Origin of the sequence: Paraflavisolibacter caeni, from assembly GCF_025628885.1 — a bacterium.
Lineage (GTDB): Bacteria > Bacteroidota > Bacteroidia > Chitinophagales > Chitinophagaceae > Flavisolibacter > Flavisolibacter caeni.
The window spans coordinates 128,805-144,875 of record NZ_JAOTIF010000001.1; the positions used below are offsets into that span (position 1 = coordinate 128,805).

Annotated in this window: 17 protein-coding genes and 1 tRNA gene; 7 read left to right on the forward strand and 11 right to left on the reverse strand. The window is 40.2% G+C overall.

The window, feature by feature from the left end:
- Positions 1-61: 61 nt before the first annotated feature.
- The 3 genes from OCK74_RS00555 to OCK74_RS00565 form a co-directional block, all read right to left on the reverse strand.
- Positions 62-3,028 (reverse strand): SusC/RagA family TonB-linked outer membrane protein, encoded by a 2,967-nt coding sequence (locus tag OCK74_RS00555; RefSeq protein ID WP_279295023.1) that lies wholly within the window; start codon positions 3,026-3,028, stop codon positions 62-64.
- Entirely contained in the window at positions 2,982-3,464 is a 483-nt protein-coding gene (locus tag OCK74_RS00560; protein ID WP_279295024.1) for a carboxypeptidase-like regulatory domain-containing protein, read from the reverse strand. The genes OCK74_RS00555 and OCK74_RS00560 overlap by 47 nt, the downstream gene beginning before the upstream one ends.
- Before the next feature lie 1,514 nt (positions 3,465-4,978).
- Positions 4,979-5,401 carry a hypothetical protein gene (locus tag OCK74_RS00565; RefSeq protein ID WP_279295025.1) on the reverse strand — a complete coding sequence of 141 codons (423 nt, stop codon included), beginning with the start codon at positions 5,399-5,401 and terminating at the stop codon, positions 4,979-4,981.
- A 208-nt stretch (positions 5,402-5,609) separates the two neighbouring features.
- Here OCK74_RS00565 and OCK74_RS00570 point away from each other — a divergent pair, with 208 nt between their 5' ends.
- The 3 genes from OCK74_RS00570 to OCK74_RS00580 all read left to right on the forward strand — a co-directional run bounded on the left by OCK74_RS00570 (position 5,610) and on the right by OCK74_RS00580 (position 6,990).
- Complete coding sequence (locus tag OCK74_RS00570; RefSeq protein ID WP_279295026.1) at positions 5,610-6,287, forward strand: sigma-70 family RNA polymerase sigma factor; 678 nt, start codon at positions 5,610-5,612, stop codon at positions 6,285-6,287.
- A 158-nt stretch (positions 6,288-6,445) separates the two neighbouring features.
- Positions 6,446-6,517 (forward strand) — tRNA-Arg (locus OCK74_RS00575).
- Between the two features lie 107 nt (positions 6,518-6,624).
- Positions 6,625-6,990 (forward strand): hypothetical protein, encoded by a 366-nt coding sequence (locus OCK74_RS00580; protein WP_279295027.1) that lies wholly within the window; start codon positions 6,625-6,627, stop codon positions 6,988-6,990.
- Positions 6,991-7,022: 32 nt separating this feature from the next.
- On the opposite strand, the gene OCK74_RS00585 is transcribed toward OCK74_RS00580, so the two are convergent.
- The 6 genes from OCK74_RS00585 to OCK74_RS00610 all read right to left on the reverse strand — a co-directional run bounded on the left by OCK74_RS00585 (position 7,023) and on the right by OCK74_RS00610 (position 9,539).
- Positions 7,023-7,481 (reverse strand): hypothetical protein, encoded by a 459-nt coding sequence (locus OCK74_RS00585; RefSeq protein WP_279295028.1) that lies wholly within the window; start codon positions 7,479-7,481, stop codon positions 7,023-7,025.
- Between the two features lie 108 nt (positions 7,482-7,589).
- A complete protein-coding gene (locus tag OCK74_RS00590) occupies positions 7,590-7,964 on the reverse strand; it encodes an Hsp20/alpha crystallin family protein (protein ID WP_279295029.1) in 375 nt (124 codons plus the stop codon).
- Between the two features lie 20 nt (positions 7,965-7,984).
- Complete coding sequence (locus tag OCK74_RS00595; protein ID WP_279295030.1) at positions 7,985-8,200, reverse strand: hypothetical protein; 216 nt, start codon at positions 8,198-8,200, stop codon at positions 7,985-7,987.
- A gap of 19 nt (positions 8,201-8,219) precedes the next feature.
- Positions 8,220-8,498 (reverse strand): hypothetical protein, encoded by a 279-nt coding sequence (locus OCK74_RS00600; RefSeq protein ID WP_279295031.1) that lies wholly within the window; start codon positions 8,496-8,498, stop codon positions 8,220-8,222.
- Positions 8,499-8,654: 156 nt separating this feature from the next.
- The gene (locus OCK74_RS00605) at positions 8,655-8,987 is read right to left on the reverse strand and encodes a hypothetical protein (protein ID WP_279295032.1); all 333 of its coding nucleotides are present in this window, start codon (positions 8,985-8,987) and stop codon (positions 8,655-8,657) included.
- Positions 8,988-8,996: 9 nt separating this feature from the next.
- Positions 8,997-9,539 carry an RNA polymerase sigma factor gene (locus OCK74_RS00610; RefSeq protein WP_279295033.1) on the reverse strand — a complete coding sequence of 181 codons (543 nt, stop codon included), beginning with the start codon at positions 9,537-9,539 and terminating at the stop codon, positions 8,997-8,999.
- Between the two features lie 279 nt (positions 9,540-9,818).
- Here OCK74_RS00610 and OCK74_RS00615 point away from each other — a divergent pair, with 279 nt between their 5' ends.
- The 4 genes from OCK74_RS00615 (at position 9,819) to namA (ending at position 12,863) form a co-directional block, all read left to right on the forward strand.
- The gene (locus OCK74_RS00615) at positions 9,819-10,094 is read left to right on the forward strand and encodes a hypothetical protein (RefSeq protein WP_279295034.1); all 276 of its coding nucleotides are present in this window, start codon (positions 9,819-9,821) and stop codon (positions 10,092-10,094) included.
- A gap of 363 nt (positions 10,095-10,457) precedes the next feature.
- The gene (locus OCK74_RS00620; RefSeq protein WP_279295035.1) at positions 10,458-10,619 is read left to right on the forward strand and encodes a hypothetical protein; all 162 of its coding nucleotides are present in this window, start codon (positions 10,458-10,460) and stop codon (positions 10,617-10,619) included.
- A 165-nt stretch (positions 10,620-10,784) separates the two neighbouring features.
- Positions 10,785-11,744: a DUF1259 domain-containing protein gene (locus tag OCK74_RS00625; protein WP_279295036.1), complete on the forward strand. Its 960-nt coding sequence runs from the start codon at positions 10,785-10,787 to the stop codon at positions 11,742-11,744.
- Positions 11,745-11,792: 48 nt separating this feature from the next.
- The gene (namA, locus tag OCK74_RS00630) at positions 11,793-12,863 is read left to right on the forward strand and encodes an NADPH dehydrogenase NamA (protein ID WP_279295037.1); all 1,071 of its coding nucleotides are present in this window, start codon (positions 11,793-11,795) and stop codon (positions 12,861-12,863) included.
- Positions 12,864-12,887: 24 nt separating this feature from the next.
- Here the strand turns inward: namA and OCK74_RS00635 are convergent, their stop codons facing one another.
- Positions 12,888-15,293: a heavy metal translocating P-type ATPase gene (locus OCK74_RS00635; protein ID WP_279295038.1), complete on the reverse strand. Its 2,406-nt coding sequence runs from the start codon at positions 15,291-15,293 to the stop codon at positions 12,888-12,890.
- Between the two features lie 179 nt (positions 15,294-15,472).
- A complete protein-coding gene (locus OCK74_RS00640) occupies positions 15,473-16,033 on the reverse strand; it encodes an AraC family transcriptional regulator (protein ID WP_279295039.1) in 561 nt (186 codons plus the stop codon).
- Positions 16,034-16,071: the final 38 nt, after the last annotated feature.

A 16,071-nucleotide genomic window follows, 5' to 3' on the forward strand; every position in this document is an offset into this window, starting at 1 on the left:
AATCCTCCTGCAACATTTTAAATTTTCAAATAACTCATTTGATCGTTATAAATTCCCTGGCTTATAGTTTCACACGGACTGAAGCGCCAAAAGACCTTGTTCCAGGCAGTGAAGCCCATTGGAAACCTTGCATATTACCAGTACCAGAAACACCTTCAGGATTTAAATTATCAGGCAGTGTTTTGTAAAAATAGAACAGGTCTCTGCCGATCAAAGAAACGCTCATGCCTTGCAGGAATTTGGAAGACTTGGCAATTTGAGCTGGCATATCATATGTTAATGACAATTCACGCAGCTTCACCCAGGTATTTTCAAACACGGCATTGCTTCTGGGCATATCCACGTTAGACCATGCAGCATACTGGCCTGCATATTTAAACATATAGTTTACGACATCTGTATTCTTTTTGCCGTCTTCGAAAACGCCATCCAGAATTACACCATGATTGGCTTTAGTTCCATCAGGATACGTATAAGGCAAGCCGCCGCCATTTCTTTCAACTAGCGTTTCTGGAGCTTTACCTTCTCCCATAGCAGAAGCATAATCAAATGAATAAACATCACCACCCAATTTGAAATCAGTCAGGAAAGACAGACTGAAATTTTTGTATTTGAAGTTATTACCCAATCCTCCGGTAAGCCAAGGAGTAGCATTACCAATAGGAACAACATCATTGGTGGTAACATATTGTGTACCCACTACAGTGGTATTCGTATTATCCATCAGTCTTCTTACAACTTTTTGACCATTCAGGTATTTATAATCCAGACCGTAAATAGTACCAAATTGATCTCCCACTTTGGCATACATAACAGCGCCTGTGCGGGAGCCAAATACTGTTCCCAGGTAATATTTATCAATACCTTCTGATAGAGAAAGCACTTTGTTGTTATTATGGGCTCCATTCAAAGTAAGCATCCATTCAAAGTCACGACTGCGAACAGGCGTTGCTCTCACGATGAACTCTATACCATTGTTTTGCATCGCACCTGTGTTGAATGTCTTGTTCTGGAAACCAGAAGAAAGCGCTAAAGGTGCACTTAAGATTTGACTGGTTGATTTAATCCTGTAATAGGTAAAGTCAAGAGAAAGCCTGTTTTTTAAGAAAGCTAACTGCGTACCAAATTCAACTGATTTTGAACGCTGGGGTTCCAGGTTAATGGGACGCAAATTAGATTCGAGGTATCTTGTTACTACCCCACCAAATGTGCCGGAATTATATAAAGCTGTCGTGTTATAAGGTGTAGTACCGTTGGCACTTCCTGCATAAGCAACGCGTAATTTACCGTAGTCTAGCCAGTTTTGAACCGATTTTAAGTGTTCAGTAAATGCATAGCTCAAACTGGTTGCAGGATAAAAATAAGAGGCGCTTTTGATTGGCAATGTAGATGACCAGTCGTTACGGCCAGTTACTTCCAAAAACAGGTAGTTTTTGTATGCCAGGTTCATCAAACCGTAAACAGAATTGATTTTGCTTTCCAGCCTGTAATAAGTAGGCAACCAGCCAGCATTAACCGTAGCTGTAGTATTGCTTAAATAATACAAATTGGGATTGGCAAAAGGTCCTGCGTTATTAGCAGATGAGCCTTCAAACTTGTTAGACCATGTACTTGTACCTACGCTTACATTGGCATCTAAGTCAGGCAGGATACCATTTTTGTGAGCAGTAGCTAAAAATTCGCCAGAAACAGTATAGTCCTTGTTCATTTCTAAGCCGTAGCTTCCTTGGTACCCGGCTGCATCAATAGGAGTGTTCTTTGTCTCAAATTTATTGGTAGACATGTCAATACCTGTTCTTCCCATCAAATTCAACCAGGGAGTTACTTCGGCATTCAGTTTTAAAGAACCGATTAGCTGATCCCTGTTCAGTGTTGTATTTTCCTCAAATGTGTGCCACCACAAATTTGAATAACTGCTATAAGGATAACTCATAGGATATTGAGAGTTATCAAACTTATTCTTAGACCCATCAGCATTTTTGTACACATTGCGTTCAATCTGTGTATAATCTGCAGGGAAACCATACGTCAGGAACTTACTAATACTGTTGTTATCACCCAAACTTGGCGTGTTTTTCCTGGAATAGTTGGTATACGTAACAACAGTTTCAGCTTTTAACTTTTTCGAAATATTCAAATTTGAACCCGTGTTAATAGAAGATTGCTTGTATCCGGAATTGGGAATAATGGATTTGTTTTCAGAATGATTGAGTGAAACCCTCAAAGCACCCAAATCCCCACCGGTTGAAAAAGCAACGTTATGTGTTGTTGTATTTCCGGTATTGAAAAATGATTTGGCTGCATTTGGATCGGGGGAATAAGGTCGTTTTTGGCCATCCCACCATATAATTTCCTGGCCATTCATCTTTGCACCCCAGGAAAGTCCGGCTCCTGGCCAACTAAAATAATCCCAATAGTTTTTACCACCAGGCAAAGGACCAAACTGGGTAAACTTATCATTTACGCCAGAGCCTGACCATGGAGCTTCTGCGGGGTAGCGATAATTGCCATTAGCATCTTTGGGTAATTTTTTACTTTCATCGGCAGTCCATAGCCCAATGGCACCACCACTACCATACTGATCCTGGTAGTCTTGGAACAAATAAGCTTTTGTAAACCTGGTAGAGAATGAATATTCAACACCAAATCCTGATTTTTTTGAACCTTTTTTGGTTGTAATTAATACCACACCATTTGCACCACGGGCGCCATACATAGCCGCAGCTGTGGGTCCTTTCAAAACGTTCACATCTTCAATATCTTCACTGTTGATAAAGTTCAACCGACTACCCCAGTCAGTTTGAGTACCACCTACATCCGGAGTACCATAAGATGCGGTTGCTACATTAAAACCTGTACCGTCGCTTTGCTTTAAGCCCATTTGCCCATCTGAGAGGGGAACACCATCCACAACATAAAGCGGTTGGTTGTTACCAAACAGAACATTGTTTCCCCTGATCACAACTCTTTGAGAACTACCTTCAACACCATTGGGTACTGTAATATTTAAGCCTGCTACTTTGCCCATTAACCCCTGAGAGATGTTTGGGGGGAGCAACTTTAACCAAATCCTTTGCATCCACTTTTTGTACTGAATAACCAACAGCTTTGGCTTCTCTTTTAATGCCCAATGCGGTTACTACTACGGCCTCATTGATTTTTTCATCATTTTGTAAAATGATCGTAATTGGGTTTCCGGAAGCTACCGATTCCTGTGCTGCGAAACCAATCGAACTAAAAATCAGGACTGCATTATCGGCAACCTCTTGTAGTTCAAAGTGTCCGTTAACATCGGCTGCTACTGATTTTTTGGTGCCTTTCACATTAATTGTTGCACCGGGTATAATATTACCCTGGTTGTCTTTAACTATACCCGTTACGGTTAGTTTTTTTTGTCCATATGCAAGCATGCCTCCAACACTGAATAGCATGACAAGCAGTAGTCGTTTTGTTGTTTTGATCATGTCGTTTTGTTTTATAGTACAGAGTTTACACTTATTAAAATGCACAGGATCTTAAGTGTTATAATTCTTTTTTATTGAGTTTTTATGTTCATTTACTGCTAGCGCCACTACTCCATTGAACTCTATCCAACGCTCTGGATCTGATAATTCCATTACTGTTTTTTCGGTTAGTCGTGGCATTTAATACACGCTGATAAATTGTTGGAAGGTGCCTGCCAAATGCGTCCGGCTCACTCCTGTTACCATTTATAGTCACTTCCGGATTTTTTATATGTTTGAGTATAACAGCTTGTTTCAAGCAACATCAAAATGTAGCTCGGCCAGTACAATAAGGCCATTGCTATTATTGATGCGTACTGAAATCCTTAAATTTTTCGATGATTAAACTGTGATGCTTTGTTGCCCGCTTCACTAAATGACTTTCCTAATACCATCAAGCCGGGCATGCTAGTCCCAATATCTGGAATAACAACCCGCTAACAGGCTAGTACATGGCAACAGTTGCTATTTGTTATTATCTGGTTTAAAGGAAACTTTTATTTGTATGTAGCCATTGGCGGAGTGAGCAAAGCCGGTTCCAATTACATATTCGTATTTGAATGGCTTTTTCAATACCCTGGTCGTTGACGGAATGCTTTTTTCAATTTGTTCGCTTGTAGACGTGCTGAGGAGCGCTTGCTCAAAATAGGGCTGTCGTATTAGCTTTCTACGACAATAGGGATTTTTATATGGCATAAGCTTTCGTTCGTTCAATGTTTTTAGCAATCTCGTTAATTAGGACAGCAAGATCGGAATAATTTCACAAACTTTTATAAAAAAATTAAAAACAACAAATGAAATAATAATTTATTTAAAAAGTTGCAAAACAACTAAATAAACTTTAATGTATAATTCCTCAGATAAAACCGCTAATACATTGATTATTAACTTTTGAAGTAACCCCACCTAATGAAAACACTGCACTTCAACCTCCTTATCTAAGCCGTACCTGGGCTATCCGTCTAAAATTTAATTACTTCAACATCCCTAATCCCCCAACCCCGCCTCCAAAATTCTAAATCCCCTCTATCATTATCATCTTCCCTCTCCCCATTCGTCATTCCAATTGTACCTTATAGTAATCTTATAGAAAACTTACAGTAAAGTTATAGTAAACATATAGTAGAGTTATAGTAAACATCAGCCGTACATGCTAAGTACATCCTCCCTGTATACTCCTCGACCACTCCGTATCTACCATATACCCACGACTTACTATCCCCTTTATCTAACCGACCATGCCTTCCGCATACCTGAAGCACACCTGAAGCATACTTACAGCATACCTGAAGCACGAAACAGCATTTGATCCCCCAACCTATACCTTGGATTAATATATTCCAGCAGCATTGTCTAGTCCTGATAGCTCCTTATGCTACAAAATAATAAGGGCCCGGATTAACTAGTCCTGGGCCCTTATTATTTGTGATTCTCTTGTCTGCTAAGTCAATGTTGAATTCAGAAGTTTGTTCCTTCTATTCATGGTACCTTGTGTCACTTAAAAGCATATATAGTGAAAAAGCCCCTATTGCCATTACAATATCTCTTACCGCAATATCAAAATACTTTCCAGTTAATAAGAGATTGATGGCTATGCCAATCAGCCACAAGCTCACAATAATGCTTCCAATTTTGGGCTTAATTAACAAGACTATACCTGCCACAATTTCTATGATTCCGACTATACTCATAAAAGTATGTGGCTGGAGAGGAATTATATCCGTTACTGCAGGGGCTAGGTACTGATCCCAATCCGTTAATAGATGGAGGAACTTATCTGCTCCGGCCGCAATGGGAACCAATCCATAGGTCCATCTTAAAATGGAAATCACCCTTTCCACCTGACTTGTTGCTTTTGCAGGAGCTTGACTTGCATAATCTGCTGTTATAGTACTCATAGTTGTAGATTTAATAGATAGATGAACTGGCAGCTCTTTTGGTTACAAGAACTTGTAAATAGTCTAATGCAGATGTTTTTACTAAAAAAATATAGATAAATTGTAACCTTTGGTGATGATAGTAAATCTATAATATATAAACATGCTCTGGGAAGTGTGTATGCACTGCAGAGTAAGTTTATAATAAGTAATATTAACTGAGCTTTTTATGGATCATCTCCTCAAGAAAATAGGCATTAGCAGTGATGAAGAAATCATTCAAAGAGTTTTGGATGGTGAGACAGCCTTGTTTGAGATCCTCATTAGAAGATATAACCCCATACTCTATAAAATAGCCAGGGGTTACGGATTCAACCATCAGGACGCAGAAGACCTGATGCAGGAAACCCATGTGACTGGCTTTCAACAATTACAGCACTTTGAGCACCGGGCAACCTATAAAACCTGGCTCTCAAAGATCCTCATCAATAAGTGTCTGTACAAACTGAAATATGGACATTTCAAGTATGAAGTTCAGAACAGCGACCTGATCAGTGAAAATGTAGTGCCTACTTTTTCAAGGAGGGAGCAGGCTGACTTAGGAAAGATCATTGTAAACAGGGAACTTCTAAATGCTTTAGAAGCAAGTCTTCAACAGATTCCTATACACTATAGAACCGTTTTCGTTTTACGGGAAATTGAAGGGTTTAGCGTTAATGAAACTGCTGATTTATTAGATATTACGCCAGTTAATGTAAAAGTCCGGCTGAATAGGGCAAAAGCCATGCTGCAAAAGCAATTAGAGCAATTCTATTCTTCCGGGGACTTGTACGAGTTCAACTTAATTTATTGTACTGAGATCGTGAACAGGGTTTTCGCATGTATCCAGAACTCAACTTCAGAATAACTCATCTTTTATTCAACTCTTGATTTATAAGGGTAAAAATCAATGTACTTTTAGTTATAATCGACAATAAAGAAGGGCAGGGGTATTGTCATAAAGACCGTATCCTTTATATTTGCGACCCCACACAGGCAGATTCCTGTCTGTAGATGTTGACCGCCGGCCCGGTAGTTCAATGGATAGAATAGGAGTTTCCTAAACTCTAGATACAAGTTCGATTCTTGTCCGGGCTACTAAAGAAATTACCGCCTCATAAGTTCCTGACTTATGGGGCGGTTTTATTTTTGCAGTGCACATCATATTGTTTTGTTTAAAGGCGGTATCTAAAAACTAAATAACCATGAGTACAAAACTTTACGTAAACCATATCAGCAATGATGGAGCTATGGCCATTTCCATGGATAAAGAGACTGTATCTTATAACCTTCTTGTTTTGGATAAGGCATATGACAAAGACACCCCAGTATTCATTGCCGGCAAATATGTATGCCTTTTAATTCCGGAAGATGCACATAATTTAGAAATGATGTTCTTCGATATCAGGAAGAACCCTGAATCTCTGAAAGAAGTAATAGACTCTCCCGATTATGACCAATCTGTAAAAACACTGCTTACATCTATGGCGGAAAAAGTTAGCTCAGGTGACGACACCACTGCCGGTTCAATAGAACTGGTTATAGGTGATCCCCCTCAAACGCCTCTTTGATTCAATATTGAATGATAATAATATCTACTTGCTTATTGTTTTGCATGTACGTATTTTGTTTGCTGTCCTTTTGGCATTCGATTGGTGATGTCTCCCTCTCTTGCATCCACTAATTTCTTAAACCACTTTATGATGAGTGTATCACCATTTAACTCATAATCCACAGTTTGCAAGGATCCTATTCGTCCGGGGAAAGAAGAATACAAAACTTTGAATGTAATGCTGTTATTTCCTTCAACAGTGTATGTGCCCGCATGGGTATTTCTCCAAATGCCTGTTGAATCCTGTGCAACACTCGAAAAGAAACCATCATTTACAATGGCAAATTCCTTATCGTCAACAGATTGCCATGCTCCATTGAATGCGGGAGAAGAACTTTGACTTTTACTTTCTTTTTGAGTTTTTTTCTTAGACGGCGCTTGTTGCGCATTGGCTGTACAGTAGAAGAAAAAGAAGCTCACAGCCAATAACAGCAGAGATATCTTTTTCATAGTTTTTTTACAATATAAGGATTTATCTGCATTTCTGCATGGTATTGATCCCCTACTCTTAATGTAAAAATGAAAGTTTATTACAATTATGTAGTAGGCATAATGCCCTTAACGAACAGAGACTTCTTGTAGTTGTCTTATAGCTGTATCCGTTTTGGGTAATTCAATAGTCAGAATGCCTTCTGCATAAGAGGCTTTGATGCTGTCTACATCTATTTTACCCTTTAAATCGAAAGATCGTTCTATCTCTTCTGGCCTGTATTCTCTTCTGGTATAGCGCCTGTTTAGAGTATCTTTCTCACCTTGATAACGAATAGAAAGAATATCATTTTTTGTAGCAACAATGATATTTTCTTTTGCTAGTGAGGGCGCGTATAAATAGAGGATATACGCACGCTCCGTTTCTATAATATTCACAGGTGTTTCATTGGAGTGGCGCGTTGCCGCAAACCCGTAATGGTAATGATATGGTCTGTTTTCCATGGTTGAATCATTGATGCATGTTATCTAAATGAGCTTGAATCATCAAAAGGTTGTACTTCACGTAATGGTCTGCGATTAGGATCTTCATTATTGTAAAGACGCCTGTTTTCATTATTGCAACGGTCATAACGCCATCCACGTTGCCAACCCCAGGTTCTGCGACCAACAAATGCAGATAAGGCAATAAATGTTGTAAGAGCAACCAGCGCTCCAATCAAGAAGTTTCTTTGTCTCATAGTTGAATGGTTAAAAGTGTTATTGAATAGTTATTCGTTTTTCACCTTCTCTGGATACGCCTGCTTGTCCTGGGAATTGTCCATCAATGGGTATAATGTCGTCGCGGAAGCGGCTACCCCGATATGGCCAACGAGGTCCGTATCCATAACTCCACATCCCCCAGGGTCTCCAAAAGAAAAACCTGGCAATAAAAAATATAAAGAAGAAAAAGAACAGGAATGGAAAACCAAATGGTATAAAGAACAATGCAGCTCCTATAATTAAGCCTGCCAGAATTGCTTTTATTGGAAATCTCATAGTTTTAATTTTAAGTGTTAATGATGTTCCTTTCTCTAGTAGACGGCCAACTTATTTTTTTACTTTATTGGTTTTATTTTTTTTAAACTTCCTCCAATAAAAAAGAGGCTATATCATACTTTTGATACAGCCTCTTAATTTGTTTGAATATCTGTTTTATTCAGCTTTCTCATCCTCATTTTTAGCTTGTACTCGTTGTTGCCACTCTCTTCTGAACTGCTCTCTTTCTTCCGGGGTTAAATTCATTAGCTTGGTTTTCCAGGGCGGTCCTCCTCGTCTGAAACCACCTGGTGGCCCCGGACGGAAGGAACCAAATAGTATCCGGCTCAGAATGAACATGCCAATTGCCTGTCCAAACGTAATTGATTTTACATTCAAAACATCTGTAAGAATGTTGTTCCATAAAAGCATGATGACGCCACTTATGATTAGAACTACAGTCACTATAATGATTGGAATGAAATAAAAGCGTCTCCTTTTCTTTTCCATATCAGAAATTTAATAATTTAAAAATTCTTCAAAAAGGGTTTGGAGTTTTATGCGTAAATGTTTTACAGCATATCCTTTACGGGATATGAGTGTTTTGATGTTCTCTCCGGTTGTTGCTGCTATTTCTGCAAAGGTTTGGCCTTCCAATTCATTTAGAATGAATACCGCTCTTTGTTCTTCAGGCAACTCACTAAGTCCCTCATTAAGCTGTTCCCAGAATAGGTTTTTCAGGTATTCTACTTCAGGATTACTGGGGTCTGCCAAAAGGATCTCTTTGAATTCCCATTCCCCTTCCCCGGTTTCATAAATATAATCTTCCAGCGCTTCAGGCTTATTCTTTCGATACCGGTCGATTATTTTATTGCGGGCTACCCGGTAAAGCCAGGCACCTATCTGATCAATGATCTCTGTGGTGTTCGATAACTGGAACCATACATCCTGCAAAATATCCTCGGCGTCTTCATCGGTACGCACTTTGCCTCTTATAAAGGCAAAAAGCCGTTTACTATATTCTTTAAATGAATCAGTAACTGTATTTGACCGACGCTCCATTTATTAATAATCAATATGACGATTCAACCGGATTTTTACCTTACACTGTCCATATTTTTCTGTTTCATAATCCTGCCAATTTTGTTGCATAGTACATCGAACTAACATTTTTGCCTTTAGAGTTTCTATGCTCTGGGTTAATCAAGAGAAATTAAATAAATTAGCATATCTTTTGAAAGCTACATTTTTGCGTATCCTTTGAATATTCTTCTCGGCTTGTCATATTAGCAAATAAATATTATTGAAGTCAGTCATGTAACAATTTTAAAGGCAAAGTGTATGAATACAATTTCTTTCAGCTACAATGGCAAAACTTTCGAGAGTGAGATAGAATATTCCTTACATAAAGAACCTAATTATTTCTGGTGTTATTTAAGTGACCCTGAATTGATAGAAGACCTGGGAAAGAATTGTATTTTATTTCTAATCTACAACGGAAAGTTCAAAACGCCACATTATTATTCCATTCAACACCAGTCATTAATCAACAGTATGAAGGTGTCTATCAGGCAAAAGTTTGAGATTTTTAAGGAAAAGACTGAAACAATGAAGTAGTCTTTTCTGTCGGTTGTTGTTGATCCTTTAGTTATTCTAAAAGGTCAGCAAACTTTTAAAGGCTTCATAAAATAGCTCACCAAATGTGTGTTTGGTACACTTTGTGACAAATTTTTACTATCTTTGTATGACTACAATGATGGTATTAGAAGTTAGCTGACCATTTATAAAATTGATTTTGTATTCTATCTCAATATATTGAGCTGCCTGCTCGCGGATTGTTTGCTTTTTGAATATTTGAAAGCCTGCCATTCCCCTTAAAGCTTGCCATCTGAGCCTATGCTCTGATGTCATTAATGGGACAATACAGTTTTGAGTTTATTATGGGTTCGATTCCCGTGCAGAGCGCTAAAATATAAAACCATGAAAACAACGATGAACAACATGAAAACAATGATTAAAGACCTGTTCTTTGACCGTAAACTGGTTAGGTCGATTAAAAAAGCAAATGTCAATAAAGGCCATTTATATAACCAGTTGATGAGTGGCAGGATTACATTGAAGGAATACCTGCAAGCTGCATAAGCTTGAAAATGAAAATAGAAGATGGAAGTAAGAAGGTCATCTTTCAACTTGCACAAACACCTTGTCGATCTTATTTGATAAGGTGTTTTTTTATGCAGTTTTGCCTGGTTATTTGCAATTCATAAATTACAATCCAAATTGTAGATAACCTTTAACTCTTTTTATATGAAACCTATCCAATCTATTCATCTACTTCTGATTATTCTTTCTATTACACTCTGTCTTCCAGCTGCAGCACAACATAAGACTAATGTAAAAGAGGATAAAATGAAAGCTTTTCTTCCATTGGATACCACAGCCATAGAACGCATTACAGGATTGAAAGGAAAATCAAATAATGGTGAGTACAAAATAACGATTCCGCAAAATGATCTGAGCGTCATTGTAGATGGCTTTAAAATTATTCCTGCAATGGGGTTAGGGACATGGATTGCCTTTACCCCCTCTCATAACGGAGCTATGGTGATGGGCGATATTGTGGTCACAGAAAATGACTTGAAGCCAGTGCAGCAGGAAATAATCAGGCAGGGATTGACCATAACTGCTATTCATAATCACTTTGTTCGTAATCATCCTAATGTTTTGTATATGCATTTAGGTGGTGCAGGAAATACAGAACAAATGGCTCAGAAGGTAAAGGCTGTCTTAGATAAAGTAAAAGAAGCGAGAGGCATTGATCCGGCAAAGGGCACTGGCTCAGCTGAATTTGTTACGAATACACTTGATACGAAGATGCTGGATGATATTTTAGGATACAAAGCTGAAATGAGTAAGGGCGTTTATAAGTACACGATTGGCAGGCCTGATGTGCAGCTACGTGAACATGGTGTGGCGGTAAGTTCATTTCTTGGATTTAATACCTGGGCTGCATTCCAGGGTACAGCCGAGCGAGCTGCTGTTGCCGGAGATTTTACGATGCAGGAAGATGAAGTCGCGCCAGTGATTAAAGCATTGGTAGAAAGTGGTATTGAAGTAGTTGCTGTTCATAATCATATGGTGCATGAGCAACCAAGGATATTTTTCCTGCATTATTGGGGAATAGGAAATGCTGAACAATTGGCAAAAGGACTAAGAGCTGCATTAGATAAAACCGGGAATCGAAAGAGTAATACTGCTGCTCATTGAAATTGATTGGAGAGTTTTATTGTTTCATTTATTAACTAAGGAAAAGACATGTCTAAACTATTTAGTCCACTGCAAATACGCAGTGTAACATTGAAGAACAGGATCGTAGTTTCTCCTATGTGTCAATACTCAAGTACGGATGGCTTTGTAAATGACTGGCATGTTGTGCATTTGGGAAGTAGGGCAATAGGTGGTGCCGGGTTGGTGATCTTTGAAGCAACGGCTGTATCTCCAGAAGGGAGGATCTCGCCATTAGACCTTGGTATTTGGGAAGACGGGCATATTGCTGGCTTAAAGAGAATTGTAGACTTTATTCATGCACATGGCTCTGTGGCAGGTATTCAATTGGCTCATGCGGGAAGAAAAGCCAGTCATACTGAGCCGTGGAAGGGCGGTAAGTTTCTAAGTGCAGCTGAAGGAGGCTGGCAGATAGTAGGGCCAAGTCCTATTCCTTTTTCTCAAGGCACAGATACTCCATTGGAATTAGATGAAGAAGGGATTCAAAAGGTAATTATTGATTTCAGGCGGGCTGCTGTTCGTGCACTGGATGCAGGTTTTAAAGTGATTGAAATACACGCTGCTCATGGTTATTTGTTGAACCAGTTTTTATCTCCTTTAAGTAATCATCGGACAGACGAATATGGTGGTTCATTTGAAAACAGGATCAGGTTGCTGGTACAAGTGGTGGAGACCGTTAGACAGTTGTTGCCTGATGATTACCCTCTATTTGTGCGGGTCTCAGCTACGGACTGGACTGAAGGTGGATGGGCACTGGAAGACACCGTGCAGTTGGCCAGGGTATTGAAGGATAAAGGGGTAGATCTTTTTGACTGCTCATCCGGGGGAAATGTACCTCATGCACAGATCCCCGCAGGACCAGGATACCAGGTTCATTTTGCAGAAGAAGTGCGTAAACAGGCTGGAGTTTTAACTGGTGCTGTTGGGTTGATCCTTGAAGCACAACAAGCAGAGGCTATTTTACAGAATGACCGGGCCGATCTCATTTTGCTGGCCAGGGAGCTATTGCGTGATCCTTATTTTCCTCTGCATGCCGCTATTGAATTAGGAGAGGATATTCCATGGCCGGACCAGTATGTGAGGGCGAAACCAAGATTATAGTAAGGCTCAAGGTTAAAGTCTCTTTCATTTCAACCTCAGGCTGTTGGTTACAACACTCACGCTACTCAGGGCCATTGCTGCGCCTGCAATCATCGGGTTGAGCAGAAAACCGTTAATGGGGTAGAGCAAACCAGCTGCAATGGGAATACCAATGATGTTATAAATAAAAGCCCAGAAGAGGTTTTGCCTGATCGTACGTACGGTATTGCGGGATAGTTTCAACGCAGCAGGTATGCGGGACAGGTCGGAAGAGATCAACGTCATTTTGGCTACATCCATAGCGATGTCGCTTCCCTTGCCCATTGCAATGCTCACGTCGGCCTGGGCCAGTGCATGGCTGTCATTGATACCATCGCCTACCATTGCAACGATTCTACCTTTTGATTGCAAGTCTTTTATAAATTCTGCTTTATCCTGAGGCAAAGCTTCTGCCTTGAACGCTTTGATACCAACCTGCGCGGCTACTGCCGCCGCTGTTTGACTGTTGTCTCCTGTGAACATATAAACGTCTATGCCCAACTGCTGCAATTGCTGAACGGCCTGGCGTGAGGAAGGTTTTACTTTGTCAGCAATTGCTATGACAGCCAACACCTTTTTGCTGTTGGCAAAAAATACCACAGTTTTTGCTTCTGCCCGTTTTTGCTGGCTCCATTTAGTTACACCTTCATTTGGTTGTATACCATTTTGCTGAAGTAATGCTGAAGTGCCTACCATGTATTTTTCACCATTGAAAGAGGCTGCAATACCAGCGCCTGTAATGGCTTGTATGTTGGAGAGCTGCACTGAACCAGATAATGCTAAATGTTTGCTTACTGCTTCTGCTAATGGGTGTTCTGAAGCTCTTTCCAGGCTATACAAAATAGCCTTGTTATCACTGGTTTCTTCTACCCACAATATATCTGTTACTTCCGGTGTGCCTTCTGTGATGGTTCCGGTTTTGTCCAGAACAATGGCGTTTACTTTATGTGACAGTTCCAGACTTTCTGCATCTTTGATCAGTATGCCGTTTTCTGCTCCTTTACCTACGCCAACCATGATGGCGGTTGGTGTTGCCAGGCCAAGGGCGCAAGGACATGCAATAACCAGGACTGTTACCAGGGCTAACAGGCCTTGGGTTAGTCCATTTTCTCCACCTAATAAAAACCATGCAATAAATGCAATGACGGCAATGCTGATGACAATGGGAACAAAGATGCCTGCGATCTTGTCTACCAGTTTCTGAACCGGGACTTTTGAGCCCTGCGCTTCCTGCACCATTTTGATGATGTGCGCCAGAAGCGTTTCTCCACCCACCTTTTCTGCCTTGAATTGAAAGCTGCCTTTCTGGTTAATTGTGCCTGCAAATACTTTGGCGTCTTTTTGCTTTTCAACAGGTACAGGTTCGCCACTGATCATGCTTTCATCTACGTAGGATCCGCCTTGTATCACCGTGCCGTCTACAGGGATCTTTTCGCCAGGCTTAACCAATATCACATCACCTACCTGTACCTGCCTAATGGCTATTTCCTGAATACGTCCGTCATGTTGAACGACCGTAACAGTTTTGGGTTGCAGTCCCATTAGTTTTTTGATGGATGATGATGTGGAGCCCTTTGCTCTTTCTTCCAGAAGCCTGCCCAATAAGATAAATGCAATGACAACAGCAGCCGCCTCAAAGTATACGTGCGCATGCAATCCCCTGTTGTGCCAGAACTGAGGATAGAGGGTATTGAAAACACTAAAGATGTATGCTATACCAGTACTTAGGGCTACTAAGGTATCCATATTGGCAGAACGATGCTTTGCCTGCTTCCATGCATTGATAAAGAATTGGCGGCCAAATACCAGGACTACAGGTGTTGCCAGCGCCCACATGATATAATTTGCATAAGGAATGTTCATGAAGAACATGCCTATGATGACCAGGGGCACCGATAAAGCCACAGACCAGAGGGTATATTGCTTTAATGACAGTAACTTTTGGTGGTGTAAATCTTCCAATGTTTCTGTTGCTTCTTCAGTATCTTCAATGACAAGGTCATACCCAATGGATTGAACACTTGATTGCATTTGCTGTGGTGTAACAACAGTGGGTAAATACTCAACCTGCAGTGACGAGCTGGCGAAGTTGACAGCTGCATTGATGACGCCGGGTAGAGACTTTACCATACTTTCTGTGCTGGCTGCACAGGACGCGCAACTCAGGCCTGTAACGGGGAATGTCTTTTTGATAGTAAATACCCCATAACCCAGGTCCCTGATTGCATGGACAGCCTTTTGAGCAGCTTCACTGTCGTCTGCGGTAATCACTGCTTTATGATTATTCAATTCTATTTTATGTGAAGTGATGCCGGGAACTCTTGCCAGTCCCTTATCAACGATCAAAGCGCAATGTTCGCTTTCAACTCCTTCCAGTGGTAACTCTATAGTATTGTTCTTTGTAGTATCCATTTCTGTCGATTTTGTATACTGCAAAGGTCCTAACAAGCGTCGGTGTGACTGTTATATGATTATGGATAAAAGTTATATCCTGGGCAATCCCCAGCACGCCCCCAGTCCGCCTAAGGCGGAGAGCATCAAAGCACAAGGCAAACATTTAATGCTAAATAACACTTTTAAAAAGGGGCGAGTTAGATATTATCCAAGGTTTTCCTGTGGACGTTACCTGTTTTTTTGAAAGTGGATGGTGTCATGCCAGTTACCCGTTTGAATTGAGCTGACAGGTGTTGTACGCTACTGTAGCCAAGCTTCCATGAGATCTCATTCAAAGCGAATTCATCATAGATCAGCCATTCTTTCACTTTCTCTATCTTCTGTTGAATGAAGAATTGTTCGATAGTAATGCCTTGTTGTTCGGAGAAAAGCTTGCTTAAGTAGGAGTAGTCTTTGAACATGCTGGCTGCTAAGAAGTTACTCAGGATAAAGTGCTCTTCAATTTCTCCTGATTGTACTTTTTGAATGATCAGGCTTTTGATCTTTTCAATCTGTTGTTTCTTTAGATCATCCAGTAATTCAAAGCCAACTTTCTGTAATGATTGGTTAATTTGATCTCGTTCTGTATCACTCAATGGTTCTGCCAGTTCGGCCTCGCCAAGGTTTACTTTCTCAGTCTTTATTCCGTGTTCTTTCAGAATCTGTTCTACAGTCATAATGCACCGGGAGCAGACCATGTTTTTAATGAATAATTTCATAGTAGGGATCAAATGACTAAAGGTAGTAAACAAATATG